Origin of the sequence: Shewanella sp. 10N.286.51.B8, assembly GCF_041469325.1 — a bacterium.
Lineage (GTDB): Bacteria > Pseudomonadota > Gammaproteobacteria > Enterobacterales > Shewanellaceae > Shewanella.
Genome location: NZ_JBFRKG010000006.1, coordinates 1 through 20,315, shown reverse-complemented (window position 1 = coordinate 20,315; position 20,315 = coordinate 1). Strand labels below are relative to the sequence as shown.

The following is a 20,315-nucleotide window of genomic DNA, read 5'->3' as shown; positions in this document are numbered from 1 at the left end:
TAACGTCTATACTGGAACGCTTTTAAATTGGATCACTATTTCAATATTTTATGACACTTTTCAGCGCTGATAACCATGTTATCTAAGCCAGTTTGCGATAACCCAGCTTACCGCTGCTACACTCGATGGGCTTTTAAAAACATCTGCGTGGTATCTTCAATATATTGCGCCCGTTTAGGCATTAAGTCTGTGGCATCTAGGCGCAGCTCTAAACGCAGCTTCAGCTCACCAAAAAGCATTAAACTTAAGCGAACGGCGCTGTCATGGGGCTGGGGGAAATAATACTCACCGTGCTGATTCACCGCGGTAAAGTAATCCGCCAGCAAGGCTAAAATATGCTTAGGACCGGCATCAAAATACAGCTTTGATAACTCAGGATGGCTATCAGCATGAGCAAGACAAGTTTTGAAAACTGCTAATACTTCTTCACTCACAACCAAATCACTAAACTGTTTCGCAAAGGTAACTATTGTTTGCTCAGCATTGAGTGAGTCACTTAATAAGTTGCCGGTCAGTTGATGCACCACACACTTAGATTCTATCGCCGCGACAAATAACTCATCTTTAGAACCAAAGTGTGAATACACCGTTTGCTTAGAGACTTCAGCTTTTTTCGCGACCAAATCCATACTGGTATTAGGAAAACCTTGCACGCAAAAAAGCTCAATGGCTGCATCTAAAATCCGCATTCGTTTTTGTTCGCTACGAGTTTTCACCGCACCATGATTGCACGGTGCTGAGTTTGCCTCATTTATCATAATCACATCTTCTTGTATTTATGTTTGTTTTCGCTATAAGCGCAACCACGCCTTAACAATAAATAACATTTAATCACAAATTAGACTGGACAGTCTAGTTTTATAGAAATAAACTAAAACCAAAATAGACTAGACAGTCTAGTTCTTTATTAGCCCAGCATCACATGATGTATTCAATTGGTCAATGCTATTAAGCCTTGGTTTAATTGAAATTAAGGAAGTTGCAATAGCAATAGGAATGTTCACCATGAATAAAGTCACCGTACAGCGTCGCGTCAATAAGCTTGGCATTATCATCAGTTTGATTTTGTTAACGGCCTGTAATGAGGCCGCAATATCCAATACGGCAACAGTGACTATTCCTAATGTGATGACCCAGCCACTTAATGCCAGTAGCAGTTACCTTCAGCAGCAGCGATACACGGGTATTGTGCGCTCAAGCGATACCACCGCCATAGGCTTTGAACTGGCGGGCAAATTAAGCGACATTGTTGTTGATAGTGGCGATAGCGTCATTAAAGGGCAACAACTGGCCAAGCTTAATACCCAATTACTTCAGGCTGAGCAGCAACAATTAGCGGCGTCACTACTGCAAACCCAAGCCGATTTAGATTTAGCGCAAAGTAATTTTAATCGCTCCGTTAAGCTGAAGAAAAAGCAGTATGTATCCCAGCAGCAGTTTGATGAAAGCCAGCAGCAAGTCGCCAGCCTGCAAGCCAATCAAAAACGCCTACAAGCCTCGCTTCATGCCACCGAATTAAAGCTAGCAAAATCCACATTAGTGGCGCCTTTTGATGGCAACATCAGTAAGCGTCACCATAATATCGGCGAAGTTATCGCCTTGGGTAGTCCGGTGTTTACCTTAATTGGTAACAACCAGCAGCAGGCTTATATTGGGGTGCCAAACACGGTCGCGATGACCATGCAAACCAATCAAAGCGTCAACATCACTGTTGGCAATCAAACCTACAGTGGCACCATTGCCGGGATCAGCGCAGAAATCGATGCGGTCACTCGCACTGTGCAGCTGCGGGTAGACTTACCCAATAACAGCCGCATGATCAATGGTGAAATCGCTTATCTTGAATACCAACAACAGGTCAATAGCGCCGGTTACTGGGTGCCCATTTCCGCACTCACTGATGGTATGCGAGGCTTATGGAATGTGTTTGTGGTCACCAAAAATGCTGACGGACAAGCCCAACTAGAGCGCCGCGACGTTGATATTATTTACACCAACCAGCAACAAGCCTTTATTAATGGCGCGATTGATAAAAATGATGTCATAGTCACTCAGGGCTTACATAAATTGGTGGTTGGCCAAATTGTTAGCCCAAGCTCACAAGCTGTTGCGAGGTCATTATGATTAAGGCCTTTGTTGAAAATGGCAGGCTAGCAAGTTTAATGATTGCCCTGCTATTGGTGGCGGGGTTAGGCGCCATTAGCAGTTTACCCCGCACTGAAGACCCTAACATTACCAACCGCTTTGCTTCGGTGGTGACTCATTACCCCGGCGCATCGGCTGAGCGAGTGGAAGCTTTGGTCACTGAAGTGTTAGAAAATCAACTGCGCCGCTTAGAAGAATTAAAACTAGTGCAATCTACCTCGCGCCCGGGCATTTCCGTTATCCAGTTAGAGCTTAAAGACACGGTAACTGACACAGCTCCGGTTTGGTCTCGAGCCCGTGATTTAGTCGCCGACAGTAAATCTACACTGCCGCTACCGGCGCAAAACAGCATTTTGGATGACCAAACAGGTTACGCCAACACCGCGATTTTAGGCTTAGTGTGGCAAAACGACAGCCCAACTCGAACTGACGTACTCAAGCGTTATGCTAAAGAGCTGCAAAGCAAGTTACGGGTACTTAATGGCACTGACTTCGTCAACTTGTCTGGCACCCCAGATGAAGAAATTCTGGTTGAGCTTGATGGCAATAAAATCAGTCAACTTAAATTAACTCCCGCTGCTATTGCCGCTATTTTGTCTAATGCAGACAGTAAAATATCAGCTGGTGAAATCAATAACGCTACCTTTAAAGCGCTGATAGAAGTATCAGGCGAGCTTGATTCAATCACTCGCGTGGGCCAAGTGCCGTTAAAAATTGATACTAATGGTCAGATCATTCGCCTAGGTGATGTCGCCAATATTAGCCGTCAACCTAAAACACCTGCCACCAGCATTGCGCTGATTAATGGCGCTGAAGGGGTATTGGTGTCGGCCCGAATGCTTGACGATAACCGAGTTGATCAATGGCAAGCGCAAGTAAGCCAAGTGGTCGATGACTTTAGCGCTAACTTACCGGCTAACATTCAAGTGCAATGGCTGTTTGATCAACAAGGCTATACCAGTGTGCGCCTAGGGGATTTAGTCATTAATTTAATCCAAGGCTTTGTGATTATTTTACTGGTACTGATGCTCACCCTTGGGCTAAGAAATGCGCTGATTGTGGCATTATCACTGCCGCTAACGGCCTTGTTTACCCTCGCCTGTATGAAGTACACCGGACTGCCCATCCACCAAATGTCAGTCACTGGTTTAGTGGTGGCACTGGGGATTATGGTGGATAACGCCATTGTAATTGTTGATGCTATTGCCCAGCGCCGCAAACAAGGCTTAAATAAACTTGAAGCCGTGAATAAAACCTTGCACCACTTATGGCTGCCGCTTGCGGGCTCAACCATTACCACCATGTTGGCCTTTGCTCCGATAGTATTAATGCCCGGCGCTGCAGGTGAATTTGTTGGCGGTATCGCCATTTCAGTGATGTTTGCTCTACTGGGCTCATACTTAATTTCACACACCATCATTGCTGGTTTGGCGGGGCGTTTTAGCCAAGATAATGCGTCTATGGCGTGGTATCAAAAAGGCATGGCCTTCCCGCGTCTTAGTCATGCTTTTCAAACCAGTTTACGCATTGGCTTAAAAAGACCGGTGATCACCGCTGTGCTGATTGGTATTTTGCCGGTTGTCGGTTTTGTTGCTTCAACTAAAATGACCGAGCAGTTTTTCCCGCCATCGGATCGGGATATGTTTCAAATTGAAGTGTATTTAGCGCCATATGTGAGCTTAGCCAATACCCGTCAGCAAGTTGAACAAATTGATCAGCGTTTACGGGCGCTTGAAGATGTTGAAATGAGCACTTGGGTCATTGGCGGCAATACGCCATCGTTTTATTACAACCTGACCCAGCGCCAACAAGGGGCGGCTAACTACGCCCAAGCCATGGTCAAAGTGACCGACTTTGATGCGGCGAATCGACTGATTTTATCGCTACAAGCTGAGTTTGATGATGCTTTTCCCCAAGCGCAAATTTTAGTGAGAAAACTAGAACAGGGCCCACCATTTAACGCCCCAGTTGAATTACGCATTTACGGGCCATCATTAGATGTATTAACTCAGCTAGGAGAACAGGCCCGCGGCTTGTTTATGCAAACCAAAGATGTGATCCATACCCGCGCCACCTTAAGTGCAGGCTCACCAAAGGTGTGGATGCAAATCAATGAAGATGCCAGCTTAATGAGCGGCTTAAGCTTAACTGATATCGCCAAACAAATTGAAATGTCTACCACAGGTATCATAGGCGGCAGTATTTTAGAGCAAACTGAATCGCTACCAGTAAGAGTAAGGTTAGCAGATAGCTCAAGAGAGCAAGCCACTCGTTTATCTGAGCTTAATTTACTGTCTAATAATGGCAATATTATTCCGCTGTCAGCCATTTCCCACAATGAAATCAATGTCAGTCGCGGCGGGATCCCAAGGCGCAATGGCGAGCGGGTTAACACCATTGAAACCTACATTGTCAGTGGCGTACTGCCCGGAAAAGTACTCAATGATGTTAAAGATAAACTCGCCCAAATTGAGTTGCCAGCGGGTTACCATATCGAGATCGGCGGTGAAAGCGCCAAACGCAATGAAGCGGTGGGCAATTTACTGTCAAACATCGTAGTGGTGGTGACCTTATTACTGGCAACAGTGGTGCTGTCTTTTAACTCATTTAGATTAACTGCGATTATCTTATTAAGCGCATTTCAATCAGCTGGGCTTGGTCTGCTGGCAGTGTATGTGTTTGGGTTTCCGTTTGGCTTTACCGTGATTATCGGCTTATTAGGCCTAATGGGGCTGGCCATTAATGCCGCTATTGTTATTTTGGCAGAACTTGAAGACATGCCAGAGGCAAGACTTGGCAACCTTGAAACCATCATCAACATTGTTAGCGGCTGCGGCAGACATATTGGCTCAACCACTATCACCACCATTGGCGGCTTCTTGCCACTGATTATCGCAGGCGGCGGTTTCTGGCCTCCCTTTGCAATAGCGATTGCTGGCGGCACCTTACTCACCACCTTGTTATCGTTAATTTGGGTGCCAACTATGTACCTATTATTAATGAAGAAAAAAGCCTTGCAGCAACCAAGCCTTGAGCCAATAAGCGTCTAATATAAAGGCGGTTATACCTATAACAAAACGGCGCTATTAAGCGCCGTTTTTTATGTTTAATTGTTCTAGGATTTCGGTTCACAATGTAATTTTAAAATGACTTGGGCTTGCTGCCATGACATAGTTTAGGGTGGCAAATTGTTTCATCCGCATTGATGAGTTTTGCGGCACCCCCCTAATACGTACCAGTAAATGCGCACCAGTAAATCAATGGCCTCTTGGGCGGGGTCCATAAAACTGTCGGTTTGATGTATTTCCAGATTCAAGAGTGGATACAGCTCTAACAGCTCGGATAAAAAAGGAGAAATATGTAACCGAGCAAAAGCCACTGGCGCGCTAATTTTAACAGTGCCACGGGGGCTATCAGCTTTTTGCTCTATCCGCTGAGATACTAAATCATACTGACGGATAATCTCAGCACTGTGCTTAGCAAAAGCAATACCTTCTTCAGTTAATGAAATAGCCCGCGTATGACGGTGCAGTAACTTAGTACCGACCTTCTCTTCTAATTGATTCATTTTGCGTGACACTGAAGACGGCGTCATATCTAGCCTGCGAGCAACTTCAGAAAAATTGCCAAACTGGTGCGTCATTAAAAACAGTTTTATGTCGAGCAAAGAGACATCGTAGTTCATAGCAAGATCCCAAGTTGATACCTTAAGAGCATAAGCGATAAACACAAAATCGCACACATGAACCAAGGCAAGTGACTTTTGACACTTAAACAACAGTCATCTTGTTAAAACCAAACAGAAATGATCATAGAGTAAAATCATCAGGTATTTGGCAAAGCGACTATAAAACCAATTACTTAATTAGCAATGCCCTAACCCTCATCGATTACTTATTGCATTTATGAGAAAGTAAACCCGCACATTTGCTTTTTTACCTCTACTTTTTGCAAATTTAAAACAGTACATTAATCCTCCTAAATGTCACAGCGCTATTTTTATGACCTTAATTAGCGCTGTGACCTATCAGTTACTCTTATTCTTAACAGAGAATATGCTATGAAAATTGCACTGTTTATACCTTGTCTCGTCAATCAAATGCTGCCAGAAGTCGCCGTTGCTACGCTTGAATTATTAGAAAAGCTTGGCCATGAAGTGATATTGCCTTCAGGTCAAACTTGCTGCGGCCAACCGATGACCAACTCAGGCTGCTTTAACGAAGCAAGAAACACCACCATGAAGCTACTTAACGCTTTTAAAAATGTTGAGTGTGATGCCATTGTTTGCCCTGCTGCATCTTGCTTAGTGGCTGCCAAAGAAAATTTCCATGAGTTTGACAATAGCCCAGAAGCCCAAAAGGTTATCAGCAAGCTGTATGAACTGACCGAATTTTTACATGACATTGCCCCAATTAAGCAATTTTCGAAACCTCTGAATACCAAGGTTAGCCTACAAATGAGCTGTCACGGGATCAGAATGCTGAGTCTTGCCACTCCAAGCGAAAGCATGGGCAGACAATTTAATAAAGTCGAAGCAGTGCTGCAAAATATTGACGGCTTAACCATTGTCTATCCCGATCGCCGTGATGAGTGCTGCGGCTTTGGCGGCACCTTTGCCGTAGACGAAGGCGCAGTATCGGCAAAAATGGGCAAAGATAAAGCCCAAGCCCACGCAGCCACCCAAGCTGAATTTGTTGTGGGGTTTGACCCATCATGTTTAATGCACCTTGATGGCATGATCCGCCGCCAACAATTACCGATCCAAACTCGCCATATCGCGCAAATCATTAACTCAGTTCTATAGGAGGCTTTGCTATGTCAAACAATCATTCATCTGAAGCGACTCACGCTAGAAAGGCCGACATTTTTTGCCGCGATGAGTCTCGCGTCGATTGGCATTCAAAAGCCTTATGGTTACTCAGAGAAAAGCGCGATCGCGCTGCAAAGCAAATTCCTGAGTGGGAAAAATTACGCCAATTAGGTTCTGAAATTAAACTGCATACCTTAAGTAACCTTGGCCAATATCTTGAGCAATTTGAAGCTAAATGCCTTGAAAATGGCGTGCAGGTTCATTGGGCTAAAGATGCCGCTGAGCATAATGAAATTGCCCATCGTATTTTGGCAAAGCACAATGTCAAAAAGCTGGTCAAATCAAAGTCAATGCTCACTGAAGAGTGTCATTTAAACCCGTACCTTGAAGAGCGCGGCATTGAAGTTATTGATACCGATTTAGGTGAGCGCATTATTCAGCTTGCCGGTATGCCGCCATCACATATTGTGGTGCCTGCTATTCACATGAAAAAAGAAGAAGTGGGTGAACTATTTCACCACAAGCTTGGCACCACTGCTGGTGAGTCTGATCCCACTTACCTGACCCGCGCAGCTCGCGCCCATTTAAGAGCGCAATTTTTATCTGCTGATGCGGCAATGACAGGGGTCAACATGGCCATTGCCGATCAAGGTGGCGTCATGGTGTGCACCAATGAAGGCAATGCTGATATGGGGGCAAACTTACCTGCGCTGCAATTGCATTCTATGGGCATTGATAAAGTCGTGCCCAATTTAGACAGTGCTGGGGTACTATTAAGAACCTTAGCTAGAAATGCCATTGGCCAACCTATTACCTCTTATTCGTCTTTCTACAACGCGCCAAAGCCAGATGGTGAGATGCACATTATTATTGTTGATAATGGCCGCAGCGCAATGATGCAAGACAGTATTTTAGCCGAGTCACTGAAGTGTATTCGTTGTGGTGGCTGTTTAAATACCTGCCCTGTGTATCGCCGCTCTGGTGGTTATAGCTATAACTACACCATCCCTGGCCCTATTGGGATTGCAGTAGGCGCGCAGCACGACAAAACGGACTCTATGCCTTGGGGATGTACTCTCTGTGGCAGTTGTAGCTTTGTCTGCCCAACACAAGTGCCGCTGGATAAAATTATTGCCCGCCACCGCCGCATTAAAGCCGAGCAAAACCGCTTACCTTATGGCAAAAAGCATTACATGCCATTAGTCGGTAAATTTATGAGTAGTACCACAGCGATGAACTGCTCAATGAGCGCGGCAAGAACATCATTACGTATTTTACCCCATAGCTTATTAAAGCCATTTTCTGGCGCTTGGGGTAAATACCGCGAATTACCACAGGCACCAAAGTCGAGCTTTGAAGCTTGGTTTAAACGTAATAGAGGCCAATAATATGTCCAGTAAAAATACCATTTTGGCAGCATTGCAAAAATCTGCCGTGGCAACAGCCACTATGCCAGTTATCGATATCCCATTACGAGATATGGACTTAGTCAGTGCATTTAACACTAACCTCAGCGCCGTTGCCGGTAAACTGATTCAACAAGGTGGTATTGCTGCCTTAAACAGCTATACCCATGAGCTGATCAGCCAAGGTAAACAAGTGTTATCAATGGTTGATGGCGTCAGCGGCAACCGTCAGCAGCCTGACACTGCCCATGCGATGCAAGACATTGACTTTACCGTACTGAAAGGCGAGATAGCAGTAGCTGAAAATGGCGCAATTTGGGTATCGTTACCCCAAAGCCATCGAGTGACGCCGTTTATCTGTGAAAACCTGATTATCACCATTGCTGCCGATGACATAGTACAAGACATGCATCAAGCGATGAAGTTAATTAATAGTGCTGTACCGTCATTTGGGGTGTTTATTGCAGGCCCTTCAAAGACAGCCGATATTGAGCAAGCCTTAGTCGTCGGTGCCCATGGGGCTTGTAGTTTAGATGTTTACTTAGTTTAGGCATCTATCGACAAACTACACCCTGTTTTTGGCTAGCAACAGTTCAGTTGCTAGCCAAATATAGAGGCTGACTTTGACAACATAAAATCTAAAAACAATTGTACTTTTAGTGGCTGATGACTGCGCTGATGGTATAACAGCGAAATACGCCTCGTCTCACCCTGCCACTGAGGTAGCACTGGCACTAACGCCCCAGATGCCACTTCTTGCTCAACAAACTTAGTGGGACCATACATGATCCCCGCTCCTGCTACAGTTGCTTTCACCGCGCCGTGAATATCCGATAAGGTCAGTTTTGCCGGGCCCTCATAGTAAAACTCCCCCAACTGTTTATGAATTAAAACCCAATTAAACAGCGGCCACATTTTTACTAAATTATGCTCAACTAGCTGCTTAGGATGGCTCACTGCTGCCACTTTGTCTAAATAACTAGGCGCGGCAAACAAACCATAATGCAGCACCCCAAATAACTTAGACACCCAAGATGAATCTGGCTGCGCTCCGCCTACAATGGCGACATCAACACCTTCATCAATTAAATCAATGGTCTGGTTATTTTGGCTAATGTGCAATTGAATATCAGGATACGCGATAGAAAACTCGGTTATCGCTTCCATCAGCAACATCGAGGTAATAGAAATTGGCGTAGCTAAACGCAGGGTACCTTCGGGCTTCGCTTTCGATGGATGGTTTAGCACATCAAGTTGCGCTATCACCCCTTGATAGCGTTCAAACAATGCCCCGCCTTCTTCTGTTAAGCGAATTCGCCGAGTACTACGCATAATCAGCTGCGTATTAAGGTGGGCTTCAAGCTTCGAAATTTTGCGGCTTACGGTAGCCACAGGCATTTGCAGCTCTTTGGCCACTTGAGTAAAACTACCCGCATTGACTAAATGCACAAACAAATGGATTAGCGCAATCTCGGCACCGGCATTATTGGACATATCAACTCTCTGGTAGCGAAATAACTATTGTAATAAAAAGTCCCTCTGTCACCTAGTGGGTTATGGGCCTTATTGGGGAAATAATGAGAATCAGCAGCCTACTAATTTAGAACAAGGAAAAAACAATAAAAAAACCTGCGCTTGTCTATTCAAAGGGATGCCACACTGCTGTTTCGGGCCATATATAATCTATTAGAAAACGCCACTAAATACGCAGGCGTTAATGCCGCCATTAACGTTGAGCTAACCGCCAACGGTTTTATCATTAGTGATAACGGCCCAGGTATTTCTGATAGCGAGAAAGACAAGGTGTTTCAGCCAAACAGGGAATGCAAACCAGTGAGCAATTAAGTCAAATCACAGCCAGTATTGGTGAACTTGCCACTTTCTCTAGCTGTATCGCTAGCGCCACAGAGCAGCAAAGCGCCGTTGCTGATGAAATCACCCGCAACTTGCATCAGATATCGTCCCTTGCCAATGAAGGGCAAGAGCGCGCCGGAGAAACCGTTGAAGTCGCTGACGGGCTAACAGCGCTAGCAGGAGAGCTAAAAACCAAGATTAACTTCTTTAAAATTTAATCATTTGTTTGTAATAAAAGATTGTTAACTCAGGTCGTTATAAGGGGCATGAACGGTAAAGTTCATGCCCCTTTATTTGATAATGAGGTTACGATTAACTACCACTTTAATGACAGAACAGGTACAGAATGAAAAAACGCACCGTTATCGCACTACTTTCAACCCATGCACTCGTACTCGCCATTGGCTTTGGCGCGGGCATTTATACCTTACCTATTCTTACTGCACCAGATGCACCAAGTCGCGAGCAAGTGCAGTCAATTGACTCTGTGCAACGCTTTACAGGTCAATTCAGCCGTAACCTCAAAGATAGCGACGCATTGCATTGGGGCGAAGGCAAAGTGACCCTAGGCGATGAATTTATTGCATTGAATGGCAAGCTGTCACCAGGTCCTGACTTTAAAGTGTATTTGGCCAAAGAGTTTGTAGAAACAGAAGCGGATTTTAACCGTTTAAAATCAACGATGGTGCAAGTGGCCGACATCAAAACCTTCAACAATTTCTTAGTGCCAATACCAAAAGAGGTGGATATCGCAACTTACAACACCATCATTATTTGGTGTGAAAGCTTTGGTCAGTTTATTACCGCAGCCCAGTACCAGTCTATTTAAGCGCTTTAAAAAAGATAACTCATTCAACCTTTGTAAGCTTGCTTCCCTTATTTCACCCATCAGCTAATTTTAAACAATAAAAAACCCTGCACTAGGCAGGGTTTGATATTTTACAACTTAAAACACTTACTTATTTTTAGCTTCAGACTCGCTAATACGGTCTAAGTTTTCAGTGTTTTCAAGCCAAAGCGCATTAATGATGCCAAAAGCACAGGCCAGTAATACACCTAAAATCCAAGCGAAATACCACATAATGGCTCCTTAATTAATAAAGTGATGCTTTGTTCTTTTCAATGAAGTCGCGGTTTAAGCGACCAAACATCTTGTAGTAAGTCCAAATGGTGTAACTTAATACTGTCGGTACGAAAATAATCGCCGCCCAAGTCATCACATTAAGGGTCATTTCACTTGCGGTTGCATCCCACATCGTTAAGCTCACATTTGGATCAAGCGATGAAGGCATGACGAATGGGAACATTGATGCGCCACATGTCACGATAATGCCTGCAATAGCTAGTGAGCTAAATAAGAATGCAAAACCACTTCGGTTAAAGCGACTTGCTAGAATCACCAAGATTGGCATCAACAAACCTAATGCTGGGAACAGCATAGTCAGAGGATACTTGTCATAGTTAACTAACCATGCGCCTGCTTCTATAGCAACAGTTTTAGCCGTTGGATTAGAAGGACCAGCAGTATCGATTACTGAAGTAACCACATAACCGTCAATACCATTTACTAACCAAACACCCGCAGCAGCAAACAACACTGTCACTAACAAACCACACACTTGTGATGCTTTAGCAGCGCGAACACGTAGCTCACCTTCGGTTTTCATTTGTAACCATGAAGCACCTTGCATCATCATCATAAGTGCACTGATTAAGCCAGCTAATAAACCAAATGGGTTTAGTAGGCCTAGTAAGCCACCTTGATAAGTTGCACGTAGGTATTCATCGAACTCAAACGGTACACCTTGTAATAAGTTACCAAAAGCAACACCGATAACTAATGGAGGTACAAAACCACCGACAAACAAGGCCCAATCCCACGACTTACGCCATTTTGGATCTTCAATTTTTGAGCGGTAATCAAAACCAACAGGGCGCAGGAATAAGGCGAATAACACCAACATCATTGCCACATAAAAACCCGAGAACGACACGGCATATACTGTTGGCCAAGCAGCAAATAACGCACCACCTGCAGTAATTAACCAAACTTGGTTACCATCCCAATGAGGGGCAATCGAGTTAATCATGATACGGCGCTCAGTGTCGTCTTTACCAATAATTGGTAATAACGCACCCACACCCATATCAAAACCATCTGTCACAGCAAACCCAACTAGCAATACGCCAACCAGAGCCCACCAGATAAATCTTAGCATTTCATAATCAAACATAATCAGGTCCTCAGATTAAGCATCTTGGTTTTCAAAATGATATCTACCTGTCTTAAGGCATGATGGGCCAAGACGAGCAAACTTAAACATTAAGAACATTTCGATCACTAATAGTATTGAGTAGAACACAGTGATTGAAATGATACTGAACCATATATCACCTGGCGTTAGCGTTGATGCTGACATAAAGGTCGGTAAGACTTCTGAAATGGTCCAAGGTTGACGACCATACTCTGCCACAAACCAACCACATTCAATTGCAATCCAAGGTAGTGGCAAGCTGTATAGCGCTGCACGTAATACCCATGGTTTTTCTTCAATTTTATGACGGGTGCTTTGCCAGAATGCCGCAGCAAATACCAATAGCATAATCACGCCACACGCAACCATGATACGGAATGACCAGAACATAGGGGCAACGTTAGGAATAGAGTCTTTAGCGGCAGCTTTAATTTGCTCTTCTGTCGCATCGACTACATTTTCTGTGTAACGTTTTAGCAGTAGACCATAGCCTAAATCGCCTTTGGTCATTTCAAAATCAGCACGAATTTGCTCTGTTTCATTACCTGCACGAAGTTGTTCTAGTAAAGAGTAAGCAATCATACCGTTACGGATACGAATTTCATGCTCGTCGATTAAGTCGATAATACCAGTCACTTGCTCATCTAAAGAACGCGTTGCAATGATCCCCATTACGTATGGGATCTTAATCGCGTAGTCAGTGTGCATGGTTTCTTGATTTGGGAAACCCACTGCAGTAAAGGCCGCTGGTGCTGGCTCAGTGTGCCATTCCGCTTCAATTGCCGCTAATTTAACGCGCTGTACTTCACCTACTTCATAGCCAGACTCATCGCCTAGTACCATTACCGATAGGATTGACGCCATACCAAAACTTGCAGCAATCGCAAACGAGCGACGGGCAAACGGTAAATCACGACCTTTAAGGATAAAGTAAGAACTAATTGCCAAGACGAACATCGCGCCGGCAACATAACCTGATGCGACTGTATGAACAAACTTAACTTGCGCAACAGGGTTGAACAGTACTTCAGCGAAGCTGGTCATTTCCATACGCATTGTTTCATAGTTAAACACTGATCCTACTGGGTTTTGCATCCAACCATTAGCAATCAGGATCCATAAAGCTGACATGTTAGAGCCGATAGCAACTAACCAAGTAACCGCTAAATGTTGACGCTTACTAAAGCGATCCCAACCGAAGAAGAACATACCCACTAAGGTAGATTCTAAGAAGAAAGCCATTAAGCCTTCAATCGCCAGTGGAGCACCAAAAATATCACCCACATAATGTGAGAAATACGCCCAGTTAGTACCGAACTGGAATTCCATTGCTAAACCGGTGGTAACACCTAAAGCAAAGTTAATTCCGAATAACTTACCCCAAAACTTAGTCATGTCTTTGTAGATTTGGTTATTAGTCATCACGTAAACGGATTCCATAATAGCCAAAATAAACGCTAGACCTAAGGTTAAAGGTACAAATATAAAGTGGTACATGGCTGTTAGCGCGAACTGTAACCGTGACAGTTCAACAACCTCTTCAATAATCATTGGCGACTCCTTACCCAGTACATCCAAATGTCATGTCGACTTCCTCAAAAACAAAAGTGTTATTGCAGGAAATAAATTTATTAATCTAAAGCAGCACCCAAAAAAACAGGTTAATGAATTGTTATTTTAAGACTACCGTAACTCAATTTCGTTTTTAGTTTATTTCGCCTTAGCACCACAATAGTGAGACGTTTGTCACACCAAGATAGCAAAGGGTGACACAGCGCAAATAAACCAAGCCCACCAAAATCATAAAATCAGCAAAAACAGTTACTTATAAAAATAATTAATGGTGCACACCTCTATTTTATATCATCTAAATTTGATTCAAATCAATCAAACTTGCCACCCTTAATGGGTTTTCTGTGGGTTTTGGGCAATAGCGCAAACTACCAACTTTTATGTATTGACCAATACCCCAAATATTGCTAGGGATTTTTTTACATTTTTTTAAAATAGTGTTCCCTAATCCATGTTTTGCTAATGAATTTAACCTAAGCAACAAAATTAGATCAAAACAAAACCATGGGATATATATTTTAACCCTTACAGCTTTAATTTAAATAATTAAACTATTGAATATAAATAACAAATAAAAATAATAGTTCAAAAACAAAGCAGACAGCCACATCTCACTCATTAGTTTTGCTAATGCGTTAGATTAATTTAACTCGTTTGAGAAAAACATCGGCAGGCTTTAATATTCGCCCCGTGTTGAGAGAAGGTCGATTGGACTTGAACAGAATGGATTTCAAGTTACATCCCCAACTCTACTAATTTGAAATTATTACTGAGTGGAGATTTAAAAGATGACTAAATTATTTGATCGCGTAATCAACAGCTACAAACGTATCTTTGTTGAAATGCACAAATCGTACTAAACGCTATTATGTTGTTGCTAGCATCAATACCTACAATTTAGGTGAGTGTTAGCAGCAATAAAACTAAAGACGCATTAAGTATGCAATTGCTTGCTAAATCCGTTGGACGTTTACCCTTGATGTTTTGTTAGCGCAAAACAGCTCTTGCAACATAGAGCAATAATCGGCCCTTTAGGATTAATATTCTAAGGGGCTTTTTATTGTCTAATTTAAAGTTTGCTTATCATTGGCGCTTGCAACAGAGTAATCAATGCATAGCCATAACCTCTAAGTTAGGACACATAAGTTAGGACACTACTGCTTATATAATCATATAATAATCTATATATTGCCCATTAGTTGCCCCCGCCCAATACTCGTTGGCGATGAATCCTAAAGAGATGACATATGCATGAACAAAAGCTAAGCCTTGTTATTGAAAGCGGCCACCCTGCCTATGAATGGGCAAAAAAGCAGTCTGACGCCGTCGGCGCTTTTGGTCACATAGGTACTCATATTGATTGTTACGATTCAGAGCCATTAGAAGCACAGTATGAAGTCGATGTCGTTGTTATAAATTGTACTCACGAAATGCCGTCAGTGGATGATTTAGAGCCTTTAGCGTTAGCAGACAAAGCATTGGTACTTTTTACCGCAAACATTGAGCAAAATGGTTACGGCACGCCAAACTATGGCGTTATGAATACTGCGCTAACCAGTGATGCTATTGAGCAAATTCTACTTAACGCGCCCGCCTTTATCGTTATTGACAGCTACGGAATAGGATCCCATGGTGATGAACACATAGGTTTTGATAAAAGATGCGAGTCGAAAGGCTGTTTCGTGATTGAAAATGTGAACTTATCTGCAGCAGTAACACACTCAATGGTAAAACTTAAAATAGCCTTTGATAAGGACTCTAAATCGACAGGAAAAAGGTGCGATATTAGCGCAATTTGCCGCTAACTATTTATAGTTTAATAATGCTATCTAACTAATTGTCTCGAATTAATTTCACCTAACAAATCGCATCTAACTATATGTCCCAAATTAATCCCACCTAATAAATTGCACCTAACTATTTGTCTCTAATTAATTCCACCTAACAGATTGCGCCTAACCTACTGTATTTAAATGTTTTAATTTAACATTCTGCATCTAGCTCTTTGTATTTAACTATTTGTATTTAACTATTTGTATTTAACTATTTGTATTTAACTATTTGTATTTAACTATTTGTATTTAACTATGGGATTAATAAAGATCTCCTGTTTAAGCCAGATGCGCCCTTTCTGAACCTCGAAACTCCTTTGGGATTAACTGGTTTTTCACTGTCCCCGCTAAAAAGTACCAGCAGCGGACTTTCTGTTTGCCGTACTCAATAGCTTTATGTATTTCAAAACCCTTAAGTGGCCAAAGTGACTGTTTGTTACTGGCTTCACTTTGATGAAATAAATGATATGTTATAACATTGCCTTTTTAATCCATCCTTGATAGGGCAAAGCACGTGAAAAAGCATTTTCTATATTCAATTATTGTCATTTCTAATGGTGCGTTAGCGCAAGATAGCAATAACCCAACCTCAGAAACTAATGATGATATTGAGCGCATTGAGGTAAATAGACTTTGGCAGCCTTACCGAGGCAACGTACCATTGATTGATACTCCCCAAGCAGTAGATAGAATTAATGCCGATACCATCAAAAACGAGGGCATTACTCGTTTCATGGACGCCTTGGACTTTTCGCCTAGTATCGTAAGGCAAAATAACTCTGGCGGTATGTTTGATAGCTTTGCTATTCGCGGTTTTTCGGGCGACGAAAATAACCCGACAGGTTACTTAGTAAATGGCTTTAACTCGCGAGGTTATAACGGCAACAGAAATACCGCCAATATTGAAACCATTGAAGTAATGAAAGGGCCAGGCTCAGCACTGTACGGACAAGGTGAACCGGGTGGCACGGTCAATATCATCACTAAAAAGCCGCAATTTGATGAACAAGGTTATATTCAGGGAACCTTAGGTAATTTCAATCAAAAACAAGTGGAATTTGATCACACCAAAGGCATTAGTGACGATGTTGCTTACCGCATCAATGGCTTTTACGAAGATTCAGATACCTTTCGTGACCATGTTGATATTGAAAGCTTGAATTTAAGCCCGTCACTTTTGTGGAATATCTCTGACGCCACCAGCTTAAGTTATGAAATGGAAATTCTACATCAAAGCAAGCCGTTAGATCGCGGTGTCTATGTATTAGATAATGATTTTGACGCTGTCGATACTGCCGCATTTTATGGTGATACCCGAGACGGAGCCCATAAAGTTGAAGCGCTAGGACACCAACTACTATTAAATCATCAGCTTAATAACTCGTGGCACTTATTAGCCGGTTTAGCTTATCGGGATTCATCCTTTAAAGGTCAATCTTCAGATGCTGAACTATCTGACGGCCGCCAGCTGATTTATAGCGACCCAAATACCTTATCAAGACAAAGAAGAGAGCGTGATTATCAGGCGCAAGACTTCTCGGCGCGTTTTGAAGTTAGCGGTGACGTAGAGCTTGGTGAAATGACCAATAATCTATTAATTGGGTTAGATTATTATAACTTCCAGCTAGATACTGATTATAGAGTGTGGCGAACCGCTTGGGGTTCGGGCGATGCGACATACTCAATCAACCCTAATAACCCTGATTACACTATGTATCAGCCTGAAACCACACCAACAACCTTAACCTTTGAAGAGCAAAAAGGCCTTGGTTTTTACGCCCAAGATTTAATTGAGTTGACTGATAAAGCCAAGCTGTTATTGGGCTTCAGAGTCGATAGCTTTAATCAGCACATTGTCAATAAACTGGATAATGAGTCTCAAGAGCAAGATCAAACTGAAGTATCTTCTCGTTTCGGTTTTGTCTATGAATTGGATGACAATATCAATATTTACACCAGCTACGCTGAAGGTTTCAGACCTAATCCTGGGCTTGATTCAGACAGAAATGCTTTTGACCCAGAACAAACTAAATCTTTCGAAGTCGGTCTTAAATGGCAAAATGTCGCTGACAGGTTCTCCGGTAGCCTTGCACTGTTTGATGCCAGCAAAACCAATATGTTAACAGCAGAGCCAGACACAGGGCTTTCTGCGACTTTAGGTGAGGTTGAAAGTCAGGGAGTTGAGTTTCAGCTGACCACCTTACTAACGGCTGATACCAGCATTGAGTTAGCCTACGCTTATACCGATGCAAGAACAGCAAACGATTTGATTGATAATGACTGGGGCGTGCCAATCCCTAAAGGTTCACGTTTAATCAACGTTGCAGAGCATGTCGGTCATGTGGCCCTAAGACATTATACTGACATTATGGGTAAAGAAGCTTATTTTGGCGCTACGGTCAATTACGTTGGCGACCGTCTAGGTGAAACCACATCACCTGATTATATTTTACCTGCATACACCTTAGTGAACCTATCCGCAGCGATAGAGTTAAGCAGCAAGTTTAGTGTAATGCTTGATGTGAATAACCTGTTTAATGAGCAATACTTTGAAAGCTCCTATCACAGGTTATGGACTATGCCGGGTGAGCCGATTAATTTCACCGCGAGTGTTAAGTATCAATTCTAATTTTCAGCATTAATTGCTGCTTGGACTTGCTAATACGGCTTCTGTTTAAGGTTTTCACTGCTCATTGACATCAGTCAACTCCGCGGTAAACCCCAAACTTCATTGTCTTAGCATCGCCACTAACGCTATTTGGATAGTTAAATTTGATAGTTAAATTTGATAGTTAAATTTGATAGCGTTAAACCTTGTCACTAGTCCCGACTGACAAGGGGCAAGTCCGCGGTGTAAACTCAAACTGCATTGTTTTAGTACCACAATGACATTAAGCGACCTTAGGGTCGCTTTTTTGTTGAGGATATCAGAGGTGAATCTATCAGTTGGGCTGAGTGGCTCAAGTGTCAAATATAAAGAATGCGTTAATCATTGGGCTTTTCACTAGGGTTAGCACAGTCATTACACAAGCATTGTAATTCTATTTGAGAGTTGAGCAGTTGAAAGTCCGCTTGTTGAATGCTCTCTTTTAAAGCCTCGATCACGCTGGCTTGAATGCCCTTCTCGGCCACTTTGCCGCAACTTTTACAAATCAAAAACTGCGGTACTTGGTGCTTGTGAGCGCAAGTGATGTGTGAACAAGCAAGGTACTTATTTTCAGATGATAGCTTATGCACTAAAGGCAGTTCACTGAGTATATCCAGCATACGATAAACAGACATCGGTGCTAATGATTCTTGGTGTGTCGCACGGTAAATATCAACGATTTCATAGGCTGATAAGGGTTTGCTAGAGTTAAGTAATACACCTAAAACATTCTTTCTTTTTGCCGTTAGCTTTACACCATTGTCGTGACATAGTTGTTCTGCTTTAGCAAAAATTTCAGTGTTATTAGAAGTAGGCATAGATAAGCTCAAGAGAAATCGTTATTGTTGTTATTATTTCTTGTCGGACTGACATTGTAAATGATAAAAAATAGAACATCTTAACAGCATTAAATAATTGCTATTTTTTGTGATTTTAAACCGTTTTTCGGCGCTTAGCTAATTTAGACCATTGGTTTCCTTTTTGTATTTCCAAACTCCGTTTGGATTAACGTCGTGGCGCTTCGCCCCTTCTTTTGCAAAGAGCAGAGTCAAGGGGGAAAGCGCACACATTTTACAAAAGAAGCCCTTAACAAACCCTCAGCGCCCCTAACGAAAAATGCTGAAAAGCGCATGATTTTCGATGGGGATTGATCCAGCTTTTAACTTCGTTTGTAGACTGCTTCGGTCATTGTCGAAAAGCCCTAACGCTTCCGATAGGCCGTCCATGGCCTAACGAAAGCTAGCTTGGCATCCATGCCAAGCTCACGGCCTTTTCTCGATGACCTCAATTCATATGAAGTCTTTTAGCTGATTAGATTCTTGGGTTTTTTAGCTTTTTTAATTGCCACGAATACAGCCAAATCGAAGAGAGAATAATCCCAGTGTAGATGCAGCAGCGAGCTCTGACTGCCAAGGATGGCAAGAATGTCATTATTTTTCTGGAACAAATTTGACCAAAACATAGCGAAGTTTCACAGCGTGAAACGCTATGAGCGAGAGGCAGAGATGCCGAACTGGCCGTTTAACATGGATGTTATTTGTTTTGGCAGAGCTTACATGGACCTTTTGACTTATATAAAGAATGCAGCGTCTCGCAGTTGTATCTGCACAAAAGGTCGCTCTTTCACATCTGACCCATAGGGATTTGGGAAATGTCATGATGATGTCGGGAACATCATTGACCATGTGATCGCGACATTTGTATATCCTATACATTACCTGCGGCAGGCAATGGATTAGATTGAAGTGATGATCTAGCATAACTGAGCCAATTAAAATGAAGTATAAATTTGGT

The 20,315-nt window shown here is 42.7% G+C and carries 16 protein-coding genes and 1 pseudogene; 10 read left to right on the top strand and 7 right to left on the bottom strand.

The window, feature by feature from the left end:
- Positions 1 to 116: 116 nt before the first annotated feature.
- Entirely contained in the window at positions 117 to 758 is a 642-nt protein-coding gene (locus AB4160_RS02660; protein ID WP_303446063.1) for a TetR/AcrR family transcriptional regulator, read from the bottom strand.
- A gap of 247 nt (positions 759 to 1,005) precedes the next feature.
- Here AB4160_RS02660 and AB4160_RS02655 point away from each other — a divergent pair, with 247 nt between their 5' ends.
- Positions 1,006 to 2,124: an efflux RND transporter periplasmic adaptor subunit gene (locus tag AB4160_RS02655; RefSeq protein WP_372003537.1), complete on the top strand. Its 1,119-nt coding sequence runs from the start codon at positions 1,006 to 1,008 to the stop codon at positions 2,122 to 2,124.
- Positions 2,121 to 5,195, top strand: coding sequence for an efflux RND transporter permease subunit (locus AB4160_RS02650; RefSeq protein ID WP_372003535.1), 3,075 nt, complete (start codon positions 2,121 to 2,123; stop codon positions 5,193 to 5,195). The genes AB4160_RS02655 and AB4160_RS02650 overlap by 4 nt, the downstream gene beginning before the upstream one ends.
- A gap of 143 nt (positions 5,196 to 5,338) precedes the next feature.
- On the opposite strand, the gene AB4160_RS02645 is transcribed toward AB4160_RS02650, so the two are convergent.
- A complete protein-coding gene (locus tag AB4160_RS02645) occupies positions 5,339 to 5,830 on the bottom strand; it encodes a LysR family transcriptional regulator (RefSeq protein WP_372003533.1) in 492 nt (163 codons plus the stop codon).
- 375 nt (positions 5,831 to 6,205) lie between these two features.
- Here AB4160_RS02645 and AB4160_RS02640 point away from each other — a divergent pair, with 375 nt between their 5' ends.
- The 3 genes from AB4160_RS02640 to AB4160_RS02630 are packed head-to-tail and all read left to right on the top strand — an operon-like array spanning position 6,206 to position 8,911.
- Positions 6,206 to 6,949: a (Fe-S)-binding protein gene (locus tag AB4160_RS02640; protein WP_076540150.1), complete on the top strand. Its 744-nt coding sequence runs from the start codon at positions 6,206 to 6,208 to the stop codon at positions 6,947 to 6,949.
- Between the two features lie 11 nt (positions 6,950 to 6,960).
- On the top strand, positions 6,961 to 8,343 hold the full coding sequence (locus tag AB4160_RS02635) for a lactate utilization protein B (protein ID WP_102438728.1): 1,383 nt from the start codon (positions 6,961 to 6,963) through the stop codon (positions 8,341 to 8,343).
- Between the two features lies 1 nt (position 8,344).
- Positions 8,345 to 8,911, top strand: a complete 567-nt coding sequence (locus tag AB4160_RS02630; protein ID WP_102475424.1) for an LUD domain-containing protein — start codon at positions 8,345 to 8,347, stop codon at positions 8,909 to 8,911.
- Positions 8,912 to 8,961: 50 nt separating this feature from the next.
- Here the strand turns inward: AB4160_RS02630 and AB4160_RS02625 are convergent, their stop codons facing one another.
- A complete protein-coding gene (locus tag AB4160_RS02625; protein WP_372003530.1) occupies positions 8,962 to 9,855 on the bottom strand; it encodes a LysR substrate-binding domain-containing protein in 894 nt (297 codons plus the stop codon).
- A gap of 141 nt (positions 9,856 to 9,996) precedes the next feature.
- On the opposite strand from AB4160_RS02625, the gene AB4160_RS02620 reads away from it, so the two are divergent.
- The 3 genes and pseudogenes from AB4160_RS02620 to AB4160_RS02610 all read left to right on the top strand — a co-directional run bounded on the left by AB4160_RS02620 (position 9,997) and on the right by AB4160_RS02610 (position 11,044).
- Positions 9,997 to 10,206, top strand: a complete 210-nt coding sequence (locus tag AB4160_RS02620; RefSeq protein WP_372003528.1) for an ATP-binding protein — start codon at positions 9,997 to 9,999, stop codon at positions 10,204 to 10,206.
- Positions 10,170 to 10,433, top strand: a pseudogene (locus tag AB4160_RS02615) (methyl-accepting chemotaxis protein); the annotation flags it as partial. The gene AB4160_RS02620 and the pseudogene AB4160_RS02615, both read left to right, overlap by 37 nt.
- Positions 10,434 to 10,561: 128 nt before the next feature.
- Positions 10,562 to 11,044, top strand: a complete 483-nt coding sequence (locus tag AB4160_RS02610; protein WP_102438736.1) for a DM13 domain-containing protein — start codon at positions 10,562 to 10,564, stop codon at positions 11,042 to 11,044.
- 126 nt (positions 11,045 to 11,170) lie between these two features.
- On the opposite strand, the gene cydX is transcribed toward AB4160_RS02610, so the two are convergent.
- From cydX to AB4160_RS02595, 3 genes are read right to left on the bottom strand one after another with little or no spacing between them, the layout of a single operon-like run.
- Positions 11,171 to 11,296 (bottom strand): cytochrome bd-I oxidase subunit CydX, encoded by a 126-nt coding sequence (gene cydX / locus AB4160_RS02605; RefSeq protein WP_102438737.1) that lies wholly within the window; start codon positions 11,294 to 11,296, stop codon positions 11,171 to 11,173.
- Positions 11,297 to 11,309: 13 nt separating this feature from the next.
- The gene (cydB, locus tag AB4160_RS02600) at positions 11,310 to 12,449 is read right to left on the bottom strand and encodes a cytochrome d ubiquinol oxidase subunit II (protein WP_102438739.1); all 1,140 of its coding nucleotides are present in this window, start codon (positions 12,447 to 12,449) and stop codon (positions 11,310 to 11,312) included.
- 15 nt (positions 12,450 to 12,464) lie between these two features.
- On the bottom strand, positions 12,465 to 14,021 hold the full coding sequence (locus tag AB4160_RS02595; protein WP_102438741.1) for a cytochrome ubiquinol oxidase subunit I: 1,557 nt from the start codon (positions 14,019 to 14,021) through the stop codon (positions 12,465 to 12,467).
- A 1,268-nt stretch (positions 14,022 to 15,289) separates the two neighbouring features.
- Between AB4160_RS02595 and AB4160_RS02590 the strand changes: the two genes are divergently transcribed.
- Together AB4160_RS02590 and AB4160_RS02585 are read left to right on the top strand one after the other, a co-directional pair.
- On the top strand, positions 15,290 to 15,847 hold the full coding sequence (locus AB4160_RS02590) for a hypothetical protein (protein WP_102475426.1): 558 nt from the start codon (positions 15,290 to 15,292) through the stop codon (positions 15,845 to 15,847).
- Positions 15,848 to 16,388: 541 nt separating this feature from the next.
- Entirely contained in the window at positions 16,389 to 18,503 is a 2,115-nt protein-coding gene (locus AB4160_RS02585; protein WP_372003526.1) for a TonB-dependent siderophore receptor, read from the top strand.
- Positions 18,504 to 18,859: 356 nt separating this feature from the next.
- Here AB4160_RS02585 and AB4160_RS02580 read toward each other — a convergent pair whose 3' ends face one another.
- Positions 18,860 to 19,339: a Fur family transcriptional regulator gene (locus tag AB4160_RS02580; protein WP_102436250.1), complete on the bottom strand. Its 480-nt coding sequence runs from the start codon at positions 19,337 to 19,339 to the stop codon at positions 18,860 to 18,862.
- Between the last annotated feature and the right edge of the window lie 976 nt (positions 19,340 to 20,315).

Coding starts and splice junctions, on each gene's coding strand:
- AB4160_RS02660 (WP_303446063.1), bottom strand. CDS start 758: ATGATAAATGAGGCAAACTCAGCACCGTGCAATCATGGTGCGGTGAAA.
- AB4160_RS02655 (WP_372003537.1), top strand. CDS start 1,006: ATGAATAAAGTCACCGTACAGCGTCGCGTCAATAAGCTTGGCATTATC.
- AB4160_RS02650 (WP_372003535.1), top strand. CDS start 2,121: ATGATTAAGGCCTTTGTTGAAAATGGCAGGCTAGCAAGTTTAATGATT.
- AB4160_RS02645 (WP_372003533.1), bottom strand. CDS start 5,830: ATGAACTACGATGTCTCTTTGCTCGACATAAAACTGTTTTTAATGACG.
- AB4160_RS02640 (WP_076540150.1), top strand. CDS start 6,206: ATGAAAATTGCACTGTTTATACCTTGTCTCGTCAATCAAATGCTGCCA.
- AB4160_RS02635 (WP_102438728.1), top strand. CDS start 6,961: ATGTCAAACAATCATTCATCTGAAGCGACTCACGCTAGAAAGGCCGAC.
- AB4160_RS02630 (WP_102475424.1), top strand. CDS start 8,345: ATGTCCAGTAAAAATACCATTTTGGCAGCATTGCAAAAATCTGCCGTG.
- AB4160_RS02625 (WP_372003530.1), bottom strand. CDS start 9,855: ATGTCCAATAATGCCGGTGCCGAGATTGCGCTAATCCATTTGTTTGTG.
- AB4160_RS02610 (WP_102438736.1), top strand. CDS start 10,562: ATGAAAAAACGCACCGTTATCGCACTACTTTCAACCCATGCACTCGTA.
- cydX (WP_102438737.1), bottom strand. CDS start 11,296: ATGTGGTATTTCGCTTGGATTTTAGGTGTATTACTGGCCTGTGCTTTT.
- cydB (WP_102438739.1), bottom strand. CDS start 12,449: ATGTTTGATTATGAAATGCTAAGATTTATCTGGTGGGCTCTGGTTGGC.
- AB4160_RS02595 (WP_102438741.1), bottom strand. CDS start 14,021: ATGATTATTGAAGAGGTTGTTGAACTGTCACGGTTACAGTTCGCGCTA.
- AB4160_RS02590 (WP_102475426.1), top strand. CDS start 15,290: ATGCATGAACAAAAGCTAAGCCTTGTTATTGAAAGCGGCCACCCTGCC.
- AB4160_RS02580 (WP_102436250.1), bottom strand. CDS start 19,339: ATGCCTACTTCTAATAACACTGAAATTTTTGCTAAAGCAGAACAACTA.